The sequence below is a fragment of the Sphingopyxis sp. Geo48 genome, from assembly GCF_949769155.1.
Classification (GTDB): Bacteria; Pseudomonadota; Alphaproteobacteria; order Sphingomonadales; family Sphingomonadaceae; genus Sphingopyxis.
Genome location: NZ_CATKPA010000001.1, coordinates 275898 through 288612, shown reverse-complemented (window position 1 = coordinate 288612; position 12715 = coordinate 275898). Strand labels below are relative to the sequence as shown.

At 66.0% G+C, this 12715-nt stretch carries 14 protein-coding genes and 1 tRNA gene; 6 read left to right on the top strand and 9 right to left on the bottom strand.

Going from position 1 to position 12715, the window contains the following annotated elements; all coding sequences use genetic code 11:
• The first annotated feature begins 2 nt into the window (after nt 1-2).
• Nucleotides 3-458, top strand: coding sequence for a hypothetical protein (locus tag QOL79_RS01505; protein WP_283418397.1), 456 nt, complete (start codon nt 3-5; stop codon nt 456-458).
• 194 nt (nt 459-652) lie between these two features.
• On the opposite strand, the gene QOL79_RS01500 is transcribed toward QOL79_RS01505, so the two are convergent.
• The 3 genes from QOL79_RS01500 to QOL79_RS01490 all read right to left on the bottom strand — a co-directional run bounded on the left by QOL79_RS01500 (nt 653) and on the right by QOL79_RS01490 (nt 2080).
• A complete protein-coding gene (locus QOL79_RS01500) occupies nt 653-1081 on the bottom strand; it encodes an addiction module antidote protein (RefSeq protein WP_283418396.1) in 429 nt (142 codons plus the stop codon).
• 241 nt (nt 1082-1322) lie between these two features.
• Nucleotides 1323-1805: a bacterioferritin gene (gene bfr, locus QOL79_RS01495; RefSeq protein ID WP_058457001.1), complete on the bottom strand. Its 483-nt coding sequence runs from the start codon at nt 1803-1805 to the stop codon at nt 1323-1325.
• Between the two features lie 101 nt (nt 1806-1906).
• Nucleotides 1907-2080: a (2Fe-2S)-binding protein gene (locus tag QOL79_RS01490; protein WP_058457000.1), complete on the bottom strand. Its 174-nt coding sequence runs from the start codon at nt 2078-2080 to the stop codon at nt 1907-1909.
• Between the two features lie 182 nt (nt 2081-2262).
• Here QOL79_RS01490 and purS point away from each other — a divergent pair, with 182 nt between their 5' ends.
• Nucleotides 2263-2493, top strand: a complete 231-nt coding sequence (gene purS / locus QOL79_RS01485; RefSeq protein ID WP_037513977.1) for a phosphoribosylformylglycinamidine synthase subunit PurS — start codon at nt 2263-2265, stop codon at nt 2491-2493.
• A 16-nt stretch (nt 2494-2509) separates the two neighbouring features.
• Nucleotides 2510-3175 (top strand): phosphoribosylformylglycinamidine synthase subunit PurQ, encoded by a 666-nt coding sequence (purQ, locus tag QOL79_RS01480; protein ID WP_282946397.1) that lies wholly within the window; start codon nt 2510-2512, stop codon nt 3173-3175.
• Here purQ and QOL79_RS01475 read toward each other — a convergent pair.
• Together QOL79_RS01475 and QOL79_RS01470 are read right to left on the bottom strand one after the other, a co-directional pair.
• Nucleotides 3137-3520, bottom strand: a complete 384-nt coding sequence (locus tag QOL79_RS01475; RefSeq protein ID WP_058456998.1) for a hypothetical protein — start codon at nt 3518-3520, stop codon at nt 3137-3139. The two genes, purQ and QOL79_RS01475, sit on opposite strands and share 39 nt — an antisense overlap.
• 8 nt (nt 3521-3528) lie before the next feature.
• Complete coding sequence (locus tag QOL79_RS01470) at nt 3529-4278, bottom strand: queuosine precursor transporter (RefSeq protein WP_283418395.1); 750 nt, start codon at nt 4276-4278, stop codon at nt 3529-3531.
• Nucleotides 4279-4353: 75 nt separating this feature from the next.
• Between QOL79_RS01470 and QOL79_RS01465 the strand changes: the two genes are divergently transcribed.
• Nucleotides 4354-4430: transfer RNA gene (locus QOL79_RS01465), tRNA-Arg, on the top strand.
• A 257-nt stretch (nt 4431-4687) separates the two neighbouring features.
• Here the strand turns inward: QOL79_RS01465 and QOL79_RS01460 are convergent.
• Nucleotides 4688-6034 carry an acyltransferase family protein gene (locus QOL79_RS01460; RefSeq protein WP_283418394.1) on the bottom strand — a complete coding sequence of 449 codons (1347 nt, stop codon included), beginning with the start codon at nt 6032-6034 and terminating at the stop codon, nt 4688-4690.
• Nucleotides 6035-6134: 100 nt separating this feature from the next.
• On the opposite strand from QOL79_RS01460, the gene parC reads away from it, so the two are divergent.
• Nucleotides 6135-8432: a DNA topoisomerase IV subunit A gene (gene parC, locus QOL79_RS01455; RefSeq protein WP_283418393.1), complete on the top strand. Its 2298-nt coding sequence runs from the start codon at nt 6135-6137 to the stop codon at nt 8430-8432.
• Between the two features lie 89 nt (nt 8433-8521).
• Entirely contained in the window at nt 8522-10201 is a 1680-nt protein-coding gene (locus tag QOL79_RS01450) for a putative bifunctional diguanylate cyclase/phosphodiesterase (protein ID WP_283418392.1), read from the top strand.
• Here the strand turns inward: QOL79_RS01450 and QOL79_RS01445 are convergent.
• The 3 genes from QOL79_RS01445 to QOL79_RS01435 are packed head-to-tail and all read right to left on the bottom strand — an operon-like array spanning nt 10174 to nt 12544.
• Nucleotides 10174-11376: a CCA tRNA nucleotidyltransferase gene (locus QOL79_RS01445; RefSeq protein WP_283418391.1), complete on the bottom strand. Its 1203-nt coding sequence runs from the start codon at nt 11374-11376 to the stop codon at nt 10174-10176. The genes QOL79_RS01450 and QOL79_RS01445 overlap by 28 nt on opposite strands.
• On the bottom strand, nt 11373-11960 hold the full coding sequence (locus QOL79_RS01440) for a CoA pyrophosphatase (RefSeq protein WP_204992568.1): 588 nt from the start codon (nt 11958-11960) through the stop codon (nt 11373-11375). Before QOL79_RS01440 ends, QOL79_RS01445 begins: the two co-directional genes overlap by 4 nt.
• Complete coding sequence (locus tag QOL79_RS01435) at nt 11960-12544, bottom strand: DUF1285 domain-containing protein (protein ID WP_283418390.1); 585 nt, start codon at nt 12542-12544, stop codon at nt 11960-11962. Before QOL79_RS01435 ends, QOL79_RS01440 begins: the two co-directional genes overlap by 1 nt.
• Nucleotides 12545-12715: the final 171 nt, after the last annotated feature.

Here is a 12715-nt window from a genome sequence, read left to right as displayed (position 1 = left end):
GTGTGCGCTATTATCTCGACGCCGAGTTCAACGGCTTCGGCGGCGCGCTGATCTCGATCGGACTCGCGCCGGAGAATGCCGATCACCCGCGCTTCTATGGCGCGGTCGAGTGCCGCGACCCGACACCCTGGGTCGCGGCGCATGTGCTGCCGGTGCTCGACACAGAGCCCGTCGCCTATGAAGCCTTGCAGGACGCCTTCGCCGACTATCTGGCGCCCGACCCGCATCCGGTACTCGCCGCCGACTGGCCCGAAGACATCGTCCACGCCGCGCGCCTGCTCGCGACCAGCGACGGGCGGCGGCTGATCGTCTCGGCGGTGAGCTTCGAGCTTGCCGAGGTGGTGAGTTTCTCGTCGGCCGAGCTCAGCCATGTCCCGCACAATGCTTATCACGACGCCGTCGCGCTGCGGACTTTCTGCATGGCGCGGCGCGGAATAAACGGAGCGAGGTCAGAGTAGCGCAGCGGGAGCGGCGGCGAGTTTGGACCGAAATAAGCCGTCGCCCCCGCGCAGGCGGGGGCCGCTGTCGGTTTACGCGGCCGCGCAGGAATAGGCGGCTAGCGGCCCCCGCCTGCGCGGGGGCGACGTTGTTGATACATCCGCTCCCCACCCCAAAACCGCCATTCTTCCTGCTGGCGAAGTCGGGGCGCGGCTTATAGCCCGCCCACGCTCCCCGTTGCCTGCGCGCGGACGAAGTTTTCGAGCGCGGTGAACAGCATCGCCCGCGCGTCGCTGCCCAGCATCTCGCCTGTCAGCACGTCGAATCCTATCCGGTCGCCTGCGCCCGCGGCGCGGACGATCGACGCGAGCAGCGCCTCGTCGAAGCTGAGCTGCGGGCAGCAGGGCGGGGCAACCGCGAAGGGGTCGGGCCAGACATGGCCGATCGCCTCGACCACCAGCCGGAAGCGCCGCGCGACGAGGATATGGCCCCAGCGCCGTTCGAGCTCGGGCATCGGGTCGCGCTCGCCACGGCGGCAGAGGATGCAATAGCGGAGCGCGAGAACGGCCTGGGCGGCGTCGGTGGGCAGGTCGCGAACTAGCGGTTGTGCGTTGAATTTCCGGACCAGTTCGCTGCTCTGCATGAAGATTCCCCATCGATGCCCGCCGGATCGGCCGGCACGTTTCCTGGTCCCGCCCCACGCCTGAAAAAGATGCCGGCCGCCATAATGCAGCTGAAAGGTGCAGCGGCCGGCAGGAGGGGACTGCCCAATCTTGCTATTGCGAATTATTTGCATATACAAGCAAAAAAGGGGGCGCCCGAAGGCTCCCCTCATTTCAACGGTTTAGGCCGTGGACGAAGCCCCCTCCGCCTTCGCGCCATCGTCAATCTTCGCTGACCGGCTTCGACTGTAACTGGATGTAATTCTCGATTCCCATGCGCTCGATCATTTCGAACTGCTTTTCGAGCTCGTCGACATGATGTTCTTCGCTTTCAAGGATGTCCGAGAAAAGGTCGCGGCTGACATAGTCGCGAACGCTTTCGCTGTGCGCGATCGCGTCCTTGAGCAGCGGGATCGCCTCTTCCTCGAGCGCGAGATCGGCCTTCAGTATCTCCTCGACGGTTTCACCGACCCGCAGGCGCCCGAGCAGCTGGAAATTGGGGAGGCCGCCGAGGAAAAGGATGCGGTCCGCCAGCTTGTCGGCGTGCTTCATCTCGTCGATCGATTCATGCCGCTCGAAATGCGCGAGGCGCGCGATGCCCCAATTGTCGAGCATCCGGTAATGCAACCAATATTGGTTGATCGCGGTCAGCTCGTTCTTGAGCGCCTCGTTGAGGAAATCGATGACTTTTGCGTCGCCCTTCATGCTGTCAGTCCTGTCATTTTTCTTGGGATGGGATCGGGCGGCATCATACGCGCCCCGGACCGATCAGGCCAAGGTCAAAAATGGCGGAAAACCAAGAAAAATCAGGCGGTCTCGGCGACGTCGCTGATGATATTGCGAGCGAAAGGCAGGCACTGGCCGCATTTGGGTTTGCGACCCAGTTGCGCATAGGCGGCCTTGGCGCAGCGCAATTGGCCGTCGCGCGCGACGTCGCGCAGATCGCGCTCCCTTATTGCGTTGCAGACACAGACGACCATGTGCGAATCCTTCTCAACAAGGCCTATCTAGGGATAGTGCGAGCGATTCGCAACTGGAAAGTTGCGATTGGTTCGCAATCCGAACAGTGGCAATTTTCGCCCCGCCGGGCCTTGCCCGCAGCGCGATTCGCGGGCATAGGCGCCCCCATCTTCCCAGCACCGCAAAGCAGAGGTCCGCCCCCATGAAAGTGAATGTCTATGTGACGCTCAAGCCGGGGGTTCTCGATCCGCAGGGCAAGGCGATCCATCATGCGCTCGAAGGGCTGGGTTTCGGCGGCGTTGCGGACGTCCGCGCGGGCCGCTTCATCGAACTCGACGTCGCCGACGGCACGAGCGATGCCGACCTCGACGCGATGTGCGCGAAGCTGCTCGCGAACACGGTGATCGAAAACTACCGCATCGAACGCCCGTAATACAGGAGCCGCGATCATGAAGACCGCCGTCATCGTCTTTCCCGGCTCCAACTGCGACCGCGACATGGCGGTCGCGCTCGAACAAGTGACGGGCAAGGCGCCCGCGATGGTGTGGCACCGCGAGAGCGAATTGCCCGATGGCGTCGATTTCATCGCACTGCCCGGCGGCTTCTCCTACGGCGACTATCTCCGCTCGGGCGCAATGGCGGCGCGCTCGCCGATCCTGCGCGCGGTTTCGGATGCCGCGGGGCGCGGCGTCCCCGTGCTCGGGGTGTGCAACGGCTTTCAGGTGCTGACCGAGGCGCAGTTGCTCCCCGGCGCGCTGATGCGCAACGCGGGGCTCAACTTCGTGTGCCGCACCGTGCCGCTGAAGGTCGAAAACAGCCAGTCGCTGTTCACCGCGGGCTATGGCGCGGGCGAGGAGATCGCGATCCCCGTCGCGCATCACGACGGCAATTATTTCGCCGACGCTGCGACCCTCGACCGGATCGAAGGCGAAGGGCGCGTCGCCTTCCGCTACGCCGACAATGTCAACGGCTCGGCGCGGAATATCGCGGGCGTCCTCAACGATGCGGGCAATGTACTCGGGATGATGCCGCACCCCGAACGCGCGATCGACCGCGCGCACGGCGGCACAGACGGGCTACGCCTGTTCGAGGCGGCGCTCGGCGTCCTCGCCTGACACGTCCGCCCGCGGCTGCGCCACGGGCTGGAGCCAGCGCCCGACGAGCAGCAGCACGGTGGGCCAGAACATCGTGTTCCATATGTCGTGCCAGTGCGCGGCGTCGGGCTGGATGGCGGCGTTACTGAATTCCGCCGTCATGTCGAGCCATTCGCCGCCGCACGCCATGACGAGCACCGCCAGCCACGCGGCCACCCAACCGCCGCGCCAGCGCCACGCCAGCCGCACCAGCATGAAGAGCGCCAGACCGAAATAGATGTGCAGCGCGTCCTTGCCGAGATCGGACGCCGTGACGAGCCAGGATTTTCGCTCCTCGAACAGCGAAGCCAATTCTATCAATGTCATCGAAAGGGTCAGACCTTGGCGCCGAAGGGGTTGAAGTCGGTGCCTTCATCGAACACGTCGACACCTTCGCGCCGCTTCAACGCACCGACGATGACATAGGTTGCCGGAGTCAGCGCGGCTTCCCAGGCCGTCTTGATGAGCCATTGCGACAGCACGACCTGCATCAACTGCTCTGGCGGCCATCCGGCAAGCCCGTAAAAGGCGAGCGGGTAGAAAATCAGGCTGTCGAGACCCTGTCCGACGACGGTCGAACCGATCGTGCGGGCCCAGAGCATCCGCCCGCCGGTCCACATCTTCATTCGCGCCAGCACATAGGAGTTGGCGAATTCGCCGACGCAAAAGGCGATCATCGAGGCGAGAACGATCCGCCAGCTGTTTCCGAACACGAACTCATAGGCCTGCTGCCCCGGCCAGCCATCCGCCGGCGGCAACGAGACGACCACCCACGCCATGAAAGCCATGAAGGCGAGCGCCGCGAATCCGGTCCAGATCACCCGGCGCGCACGGGCATAACCATAGACCTCGGTCAGGACGTCGCCGATGATGTAGCTGATCGGAAAAAACAGCACGCCCGCGCCGAACGCCCATTGCTCGCCGCTGGGCAGTACGATGTAACTCGGCTTCGAGGCGCCGATGATGTTGCTGAGCAACAGGATCGCGACGAACGCCGCCATCATCAGGTCGTAATAATGGAAGTGGCGGACCGCCGAAGCAGCGACGTGCGCGGGGCTGGCGGAAGGGGTCGGAGTATCAGTCATCGCGACGCGGTGCTTAACCCGCTTTGCGCCGGACGCAAACCGCGCTATTCGCGCGGCGGACAAGCCTTGGTGCACGCGCCCGTAGCTCAGCTGGATAGAGCACCCGCCTTCTAAGCGGGTGGTCGCAGGTTCGAATCCTGCCGGGCGCGCCATTCTCCATCGCTCTCTAAAGTACGATATCGCTTCCTGTGTTACGCTGCCACGCCTCGCCCGAATCTGTGTAAAGCAGCTTTGGTGTGGGAAGCGGACGTATCAACAACGTCGCCCCCCGCGCAGGCGGGGGCCGCTAGCCGCCCATTTCTGCGCGGCCGCGTAAACCGACTGCGGCGCAGGAAAAGGCCGATGGCGGCCCCCGCCTTCGCGGGGGCGACGATTATTGGTAACGTCCCCTCCTCACCCCAAAGCCGACTTACGGCAGCGATGATCGCGCCAGCCGGTGGACCGGCCCGAACTGCGCGACGGCAGCACCGATAAAGGGCAGCGCGACGACCCACAGGCGAACTCCGGTGACGCCCGCGGGGCTGGCGATGCTGATCGCGGCAGTCGCGGCGAGGCCGGCGCTGATCAGGACGAGGCCGAGGATCAGGCGCCAGTGCGGTGTTTCCATATCGGCCTTGCCATCGCCGCGCTCGTAGCGGGCGAAGAGCAGGATCAGCGGCAGCAGCGCGGCGATATAGAGCGCGAACCAGACGGGCCGCGCAAGCCACCATGCTGCGCTGCCCGGTGCGACGTCGAGCCCGATGCCGCCGAGGAGCCACGCCGCGACCATCACGAACACAAAGGCGGTGAGATGCCAGAGATAGATGGTCATGATCATCCCGTTGACCAGCACCACCGCGGTCCAGCGCGTCAGATTGTCGAGCATCCGCCGCCCCGCAGGTTCGAGCGCGAGCGCAAAGCCGCTTTGCGCTATGCCGAGCGCCAGCAGCGCGAGCGTCGGCGGCATCGAATTGCTCAAGGCCGAGCCCGGCACGCCGATCATTGCGACCGGATAGGGTCCAAGCCCGACAAGCAGGCCGAGCGCGACCAATCCGCCGACGCCCCAGCCGAGCGCCCTGCCCGGCGTCAGCCGTCCCTCGCTCCATGCGAAGCCGAGCTGGTGGATCGCGAGCCAGACGAAGGCGAAGTTCAGGAAGTTGACGTAAGGTACGCCGAAACGCAGCGCCGCGACGTCAATGGCGACCGCCCCCGCAACCAAGGCCCAGAAGGACGCGAAGCCCCAGCGCTTCCACGCCCTCCACGTCAGCGGTACGAGCGCGGCGACCATCAGATAGACCGACAGGAACCACACCGGGATCAGCGCGAGCTGCGCCGCCATCGCGACGACGCCCCGCTCCACCCCCATTGCGGTGCCGAACGCCGCGAACAGCGTCCAGATCAGGAACAGCGGCAACACCGGGTTGATCAGCCGTTGCAGCCGCCCGCCGTACCACCCCGCATAGCTGCCGCCCTTGCGGAGGGTCGCGGCCCACGACATGCCGTTCGAGAAGCCGCCGACGAGGAAGAAGAGCGGCATGACCTGAAAGCCCCAGGTCAGCCACTGCGTCCAGGGCAGGATGCCGAGCAGATGTCCGCCCTCGACCGCGCCGTTTTTCATATAGGGCGCGGCGACCAGCCAATGACCGACGACAACCGCAAGAATCGACAGCGCGCGCAGGAAATCGACGTAGCGATTACGCTCGGGCGGTGCCTGCGCCGCCATGTCGCGCGCACGGGTCCAGAGGCTTTTGCGAACTGCGCCAGTGACTTCGGTCAAGCGGTCATCTCTCTCCCCGTGAGAAACCCAAGCTAGTATCGTGCGCCGCCAACGCAAGCCTTTGCCTTGACGCGCGAGGCTTGCTATCGCGGCCGCAACAATGGCCAGCACAACCGACGACCTTCCTCCTTCCGGACCCGACCACAGCATCGACACCCCGTTCGACAGCGCGCTGTCCGAACGCTACCTCGTCTATGCGCTGTCGACGATCACCGCGCGGTCGCTGCCGGATCTCCGCGACGGGCTGAAGCCCGTCCACCGCCGCCTCTTGTGGGCGATGCGCGCGATGCGGCTTGACCCCAGCCAGGGCTACAAGAAGTCGGCGCGCGTCGTCGGCGACGTCATCGGCAAGTTCCACCCGCACGGCGACACGGCCGTTTATGACGCGATGGTCCGCCTCGCGCAGGATTTCTCGCTCCGCTATCCGCTCGTCGACGGCCAGGGCAATTTCGGCAATATCGATGGCGATAATGCGGCCGCCTACCGCTACACCGAAGCGCGGCTGACGCGCGTCGCGATCGACCTGATGCAGGGCCTCGACGAGGGCACCGTCGATTTCCGTCCGACCTATAATGGCGAGGATGAAGAGCCCGAGATCATGCCGGGGCTGTTCCCGAACCTGCTCGCCAATGGCGCGAGCGGGATCGCGGTCGGCATGGCGACGAATATCCCGCCGCACAACGCCGCCGAGGTGATCGATGCGGCGCTGGTGCTGATCGAGAATCCGAAGGCCGAGCTGACCGACCTGCTGGAGCATGTGAAGGGCCCCGATTTCCCGACCGGCGGCATCATCGTCGACAGCCCCGAAACGATCGCCTACGCCTATGAAACCGGCCGCGGCGGCTTCCGCGTCCGCGCGCGCTTCTCGACCGGCAAGCTGGACGGCGTCTGGGAAGAGACCGGGATCGAGAAGCAGGCGGGCGGCACCTGGCAGCTCGTCATCAGCGAGATTCCCTATGGCGTCGCCAAGGGCAAGCTGATCGAGCAGATCGCGCAGCTGATCGCCGACAAGAAGCTGCCGATCCTCGAGGATGTCCGCGACGAAAGCGCCGAGGACATCCGCATCGTGCTGGTGCCCAAGAGCCGTAACGTCGATCCCGATGTGCTCAAGGAAAGCCTGTACCGGCTGACCGAGCTCGAAAGCCGCTTCGCGCTCAACCTCAACGTCCTCGACGCGACGCGCACGCCGAAGGTGATGGGCCTGCACCAGCTGCTGACCGAGTGGCTGCAGCACCAGATCATCGTGCTCGTCCGCCGCGCCAAACACCGGATCGCGAAAATCGACGACCGGCTCGAACTCGTCGCGGGCTATCTGATCGCCTTCCTCAATCTCGACCGGATCATCGAGATCATCCGTACCGAGGACGAACCGAAGCCTGTCATGATGGCCGAGTTCATGCTGACCGACCGGCAGGCCGAGGCGATCCTGAACATGCGGCTGCGGTCGCTTCGCCGGCTCGAGGAAATGGAGCTCAAGCGCGAGCAGGACGATCTCTCCGCCGAGCGCGACGAGCTGGTCAAGCTGGTCGAAAGCCCGGCGCGCCAGCGGACGCGGCTGCGCAAGGATCTCGAAAAGCTGCGCGCGGTCTATGGACCCGAAACCGCGCTCGGTGCGCGCCGAACGACGCTGGCCGAAGCGGCGCCTGCACGCGACATTCCGCTCGACGCGATGATCGAGAAGGAACCGGTAACGGTGATCCTCTCGAAACGCGGCTGGATCCGCGCCCAGCGCGGCCATGTCGCCGCCGACCAGTGGGGCGAGTTCAAGTTCAAGGAAGGCGACGAACTCGCCTTTGCCGCGCACGCGCAGACCACCGACAAGCTGCTGGTCGCCGCGAGCGACGGACGCTTCTACACCGTCGGCGCCGACAAGCTGCCCGGCGGCCGCGGGTTCGGCGAGCCGCTGCGCCTGATGGTCGATATCGACCCGGAGGCGCGCATCGTCGCGCTGATACCGGCGAGCGCAGAGGGCCGCCTGCTGCTCGCCTCGTCGAGCGGACACGGCTTCATCGCGCAAATGAGCGAAGTTATCGCCGAGACGCGCAAGGGCCGCAATGTCGTGAACCTGAAGCCCAAGGCGCAGCTCAGCGTCGTGCGGCCGATCCCGGCAGCGCACGACAGCGTCGCGGTGATCGGCGAGAACCGCAAGCTGGTCGTCTTCCCGCTCGCCGAAGTCCCGGTGATGGCGCGCGGCCAGGGAGTGATGCTGCAGAAATATCGCGACGGCGGTCTGTCCGACGCCACCACCTTCGTCTTTGCCGAAGGATTGAGCTGGGCGATGGGCGGCGACACGGGCCGCACGCGCACCGAAACCGACCTTGGCCCCTGGCGCGTCGCCCGCAGCGCATCGGGCCGGATGCCGCCGACGGGCTTTCCAAGGAATAATCGCTTCGACTGATCGTAAAACCCCTTTGCCGTAAATAGCTTCTTTACCCCCCATCCCCTAGGCAACGGCCAATGGGGAAAGGTCGCACAAAACCCGCTGTTATGACTATTGATCGAACCGGCGAAGACCGGCCCTCGCTGTTTGTCGGCTGGATCGACGCCCTGCCCGTTCCGGCAGCGCTCATCCGTCCGATGGATCGCGGCAATTTTTCGCTCCATGCCAGCAATTCGGCGTTCGACCGGCTCGACCTGTCCCCCGCCGGGGTCGACGCGCCGTTCGAGCTTCGCCGCGCTATCGAGCGCGCCGCCCAAGGCGGCGCCGGAACGCACGAATTTTCGTGCCGGCTGGGCAAGGGCGTCGCGGCGCGCGACCTGCGCGGATCGGTCGCCCTGCTGACCGATGAAAATGGCGCGACCTCGCTGTTTCTGCTGACCTTGATCGACCGCACGCAGGAGATGATGGTCGAGCGCAACCTGCGCCGCGAGCTGGTCTCCGACAGCCTGACCGGCCTGCCCAACCGCGCAGGCTTCGAGGAGCTCGTCGAACAGCGCCACGATCCCGAGGGGAGCGGCGACCATGCGATCCTGCTGCTCGACCTCGCGCGCTTCAGCCGCATCAACGAGCATATCGGCCCGATGGCGGGCGACGAGCTGATCATCACCGTCGCACGGCGGCTGAAATCGAGCCTGCGCAGCGGCGATATCCTCGCGCGCACCGGCGGCGACGAATTCGCGATCTCGTCGCGCGTCCCCGGCGGCAAGGCCGATGTCCGCGAGATGGCGCGGCGTATCCGCGGTTGTTTCGACCATCCGTTCCGGATCGGCGAGCTGAAAGTCAGCGTCGATTGCGCGCTCGGCTGCGCAATTCAGCCGGAAATTGACACCGATATCGCCGACCAGATCCGCCACGCGCAGATCGCGCTCAAGCGCGCCAAGCGCACCGATCGCATCGAAATCTATGAACCCGAAGCCGCCATCCTTTCGGACAATCGTTTCGGTCTCGAAACCGAGTTGCGCAACGCGATCGAGGAAGACCGGCTGCGCCTCGACTTCCAGCCGCTGATCGAGTTGTCGACAGGCACCGTCGCGGGCTTCGAGGCGCTGGCGCGCTGGAACAACAGCAAGGGCGTCTCGGTGCCGCCGACCGAATTCATCCCGATTGCCGAGGATTCGGGGCTGATCGTCCCGCTCGGCCAATGGGCGATCGGGAAGGCGGCGGCGACGCTTGCCGACTGGGACCGCCAGAATACGAATAAGCCGGTCGATTGCTATATCTCGGTGAACGTCTCGGCGATCCAGCTCGTCCGCGACGATATCGCCGCCGTCGTTCGCGACGCGCTGTCGGCCAACGCGATCGGCGGCGACCGGCTGATGATCGAACTCACCGAAAGCGCCATCATCGGCGATCCCGACCTTGCCATGTCGGTGCTGAGCGAACTCAAGGCGCTCGACGCACGCGTCGCGATGGACGATTTTGGCACCGGCTATTCGAACCTCGCCTATCTTCAGCGCCTGCCGCTCGACGTGCTCAAGATCGACCGCAGCTTCGTCGATCATATGGTCGAAGACCGCGACAAGGCGGCGATCGTCCGCACGATCCAGAGCCTGGCCGAAGTGCTGGGGATGCGCACGACGGCCGAAGGTGTCGAGACCGCCGACCAGGCCCGGCTGCTCTCGGCCCTGGGCTGCGATTTCGGGCAGGGCTTCCTGTTCGCGCACCCGATGGAAGCGAGCACAGCGCTCGCCTATTGGCGTCAGTCGCTGGTGCGCCCGATCATCTGATCGGCGAGCGCCGCGACGCGCGCGGCATCGGGATAATCCTCGGCCACCCAAGCCGCCTCGACCGCACGCAGGATGCGCGCTACCTCCGGGCCCGCGGTGACGCCGCGTGCGATGATATCGCCGCCCTTCATCGGGAGCTGCGGCACGTCCCAGCCGTTCAGCGACAGCACGGCGGCCGTCGCCATGTCGGGCGTTCCCGCCAGCAACCAGACGTCGCGCGCGCCATCGACCCCGATGGCGTGGGCGAGTTGGCGCGCCGGGCGAACGGGTCCGGTGCGATGCGCCGCGAGCGCCGCCAGATGCTTGCGCTGGCGCGTCGACAGGCGCAGGCGGCTCGCGACCTGTTCTGCGGTCACGGCATCGGGCGGCAGCAGCGCCGCGAAACGGCGCAGCGGCGCGGGACAGACGCCCGTCGCGGCTTCGTTGCCGAGCAGCCGGTCGAGCGTGGCCGCAAAATCGCCCGCCGTTTCGGGAAGGATCACAGCGAACATCCCGTCGGCCGCCATCTGCCTGACAATCGCACGCGGATCGGGCAGCGACAGGATCTTCATCAGTTCATCGGCCACGCGCTCGCGCGACAGGCTTTTCAGCGACTGACGCGCCGCGATGACCGCAGCATGGCTGTCGGGTTCGAGATCGCCTTGCCCGAAACGCCCGGCGAAGCGATAGAAGCGCAGGATGCGCAAATGATCCTCGGCGATGCGCGCCGCGGCGTCGCCGATGAAGCGTACGCAGCCATTTTGCAGGTCCGCGATCCCGCCGAACCAGTCGTCGACCGCGCCGCTTTCAGGGTCGGCATAGAGCGCGTTGATCGTGAAATCGCGCCGCGCTGCATCCTCGCGCCAGTCGTCGGCAAAGGCGATCGTCGCCCGGCGACCGTCGGTTTCGACGTCGCGGCGCAGGGTGGTGATCTCGTGATGGTCGCCGCTGGCGATCGCGGTGACGGTGCCGTGCGCGATCCCGGTCGGAATGACCTTGATTCCGGCCTCCTCGAGCCGCTTCGTCACATCCTGCGGCAACAGCGGAGTCGCGAGATCGATGTCGGTCACCGGCAGGCCGAGCAGCGTGTCCCGCACCGCGCCGCCGACGATCTTCACCGCGTCGGCGCCCAGCGCGGCGACGATCCGCCGGAGCCCCGGCGCCGCGCGCCATCGCGTGTCGGGCAGCACCGTCACCGATACCAGCCCGCCGGCAGTCGCCGCGCCAGATTGATGATGATATCCGCGGTCACGCCCCAGATCCGCCGTCCCTGCCAGTCCATGTCATAATAATGGCGGTCCTGTCCCTGCCAGTTCGCATGGCGGCGCTGATAATTGCCGGGGTCGAACAAGATGTCGAGCGGCACCTCGAACCAGTCCTCGACCTCGTCCGGATTGGGATCGAGGGGCAGATCGGGCGGGATGACGCCGAGCACCGGCGTGATGTGATAGCCGCTACCCGAGCGATAGGCAGTGGTCGCCCCCGCAACCATGACGTCACGGCGGTGGAGCCCGATCTCCTCCTCTGCCTCGCGGAGCGCCGCGTCGATGGCGTCGCGGTCGCCCGGATCGATCTTGCCGCCTGGAAAAGCGACCTGCCCAGCGTGGCTGCGCAGCCATTGCGGGCGCTGGGTCAGGATCACACCGGGGTCGGGCCGGTCGGTGAAGGCCACCAGCACCGCGGCGTCGCGCAGCGCCTGGCCGTGGAGCAGGTAGGCTTCGTCGGCGCCCTCATCGGGGCGCAGATTGCCGAGCGCGTCGCGCAGCCTCTCCGATAGCATCAGGCGTCCACCAGCGGGAAGCGGGCGCCGTTCGACCAGATTGCAAGTGGCTCGGCGCTCTCGGCGAGCGCCAACTCGACGATCTCGTAATAGAGCGCGCGGTCGATTCGCGCTTCGAGGCCGTTGCCGATGGCGCCGCGAACGTGGAGCCGCGGATCGGGATTGTCGGCGTCACTGCCGAAGCGAAGCGGGTGATCGGGGCCCGCCATGACGAGGTCGTCGGTGTCGAGGCGGAAGATCAGCTTGCGGGCGTCGCCCCGCCCTTCGCTCTTCATTTCGACGGCGCGGAAGGGCGTATCTTCGATGGCGATCGACAGTTTCTCGGCCGGGGTGACGAGGACGTGGCCGCCGTCGGGCTCGCGGCGGAGGATCGTCGAGAAGAGTTTCACCATCGCGGGCCGATTGATGCGGCCGCCCTCGTGAAACCAGCTGCCGTCGGCGCGGATCTCCATCGCGCTGTCACCTTCGCGCTCGGGATGCCAGCTTTCGACCGGCGGCAGTTTGCGCGCTGCGAGCAGCTCGGCCGCCTCGGCCAGCGAAAGCTGGGCGAAGTCCTTGGGAAGCGAGGATGCGGGAGTGACCATGCGTCCGACATAGGAATGTGGGGGCGCAAGTAAAGAGACCCCGCGCCGGGTCGCGTGAAATGGGCGATGATGGAGATTGGCGGAAAACTGCGCAACTTCACTCGCGATTTGCACTGAAGGCGGGGGTTGACGGCACGTCCGCCAGATGGATCCCGGATCAAGTCCGGGATG

Bases quoted from the DNA above. Each gene is read 5' to 3' on its own strand.
- QOL79_RS01440 (WP_204992568.1), bottom strand. From the start codon at position 11,960: ATGCTATCGGAGAGGCTGCGCGACGCGCTCGGCAATCTGCGCCCCGAT.
- purS (WP_037513977.1), top strand. From the start codon at position 2,263: ATGAAAGTGAATGTCTATGTGACGCTCAAGCCGGGGGTTCTCGATCCG.
- QOL79_RS01490 (WP_058457000.1), bottom strand. From the start codon at position 2,080: ATGGTCGTCTGTGTCTGCAACGCAATAAGGGAGCGCGATCTGCGCGAC.
- purQ (WP_282946397.1), top strand. From the start codon at position 2,510: ATGAAGACCGCCGTCATCGTCTTTCCCGGCTCCAACTGCGACCGCGAC.
- bfr (WP_058457001.1), bottom strand. From the start codon at position 1,805: ATGAAGGGCGACGCAAAAGTCATCGATTTCCTCAACGAGGCGCTCAAG.
- parC (WP_283418393.1), top strand. From the start codon at position 6,135: ATGGCCAGCACAACCGACGACCTTCCTCCTTCCGGACCCGACCACAGC.
- QOL79_RS01435 (WP_283418390.1), bottom strand. From the start codon at position 12,544: ATGGTCACTCCCGCATCCTCGCTTCCCAAGGACTTCGCCCAGCTTTCG.
- QOL79_RS01475 (WP_058456998.1), bottom strand. From the start codon at position 3,520: ATGACATTGATAGAATTGGCTTCGCTGTTCGAGGAGCGAAAATCCTGG.
- QOL79_RS01450 (WP_283418392.1), top strand. From the start codon at position 8,522: ATGACTATTGATCGAACCGGCGAAGACCGGCCCTCGCTGTTTGTCGGC.
- QOL79_RS01500 (WP_283418396.1), bottom strand. From the start codon at position 1,081: ATGCAGAGCAGCGAACTGGTCCGGAAATTCAACGCACAACCGCTAGTT.
- QOL79_RS01470 (WP_283418395.1), bottom strand. From the start codon at position 4,278: ATGACTGATACTCCGACCCCTTCCGCCAGCCCCGCGCACGTCGCTGCT.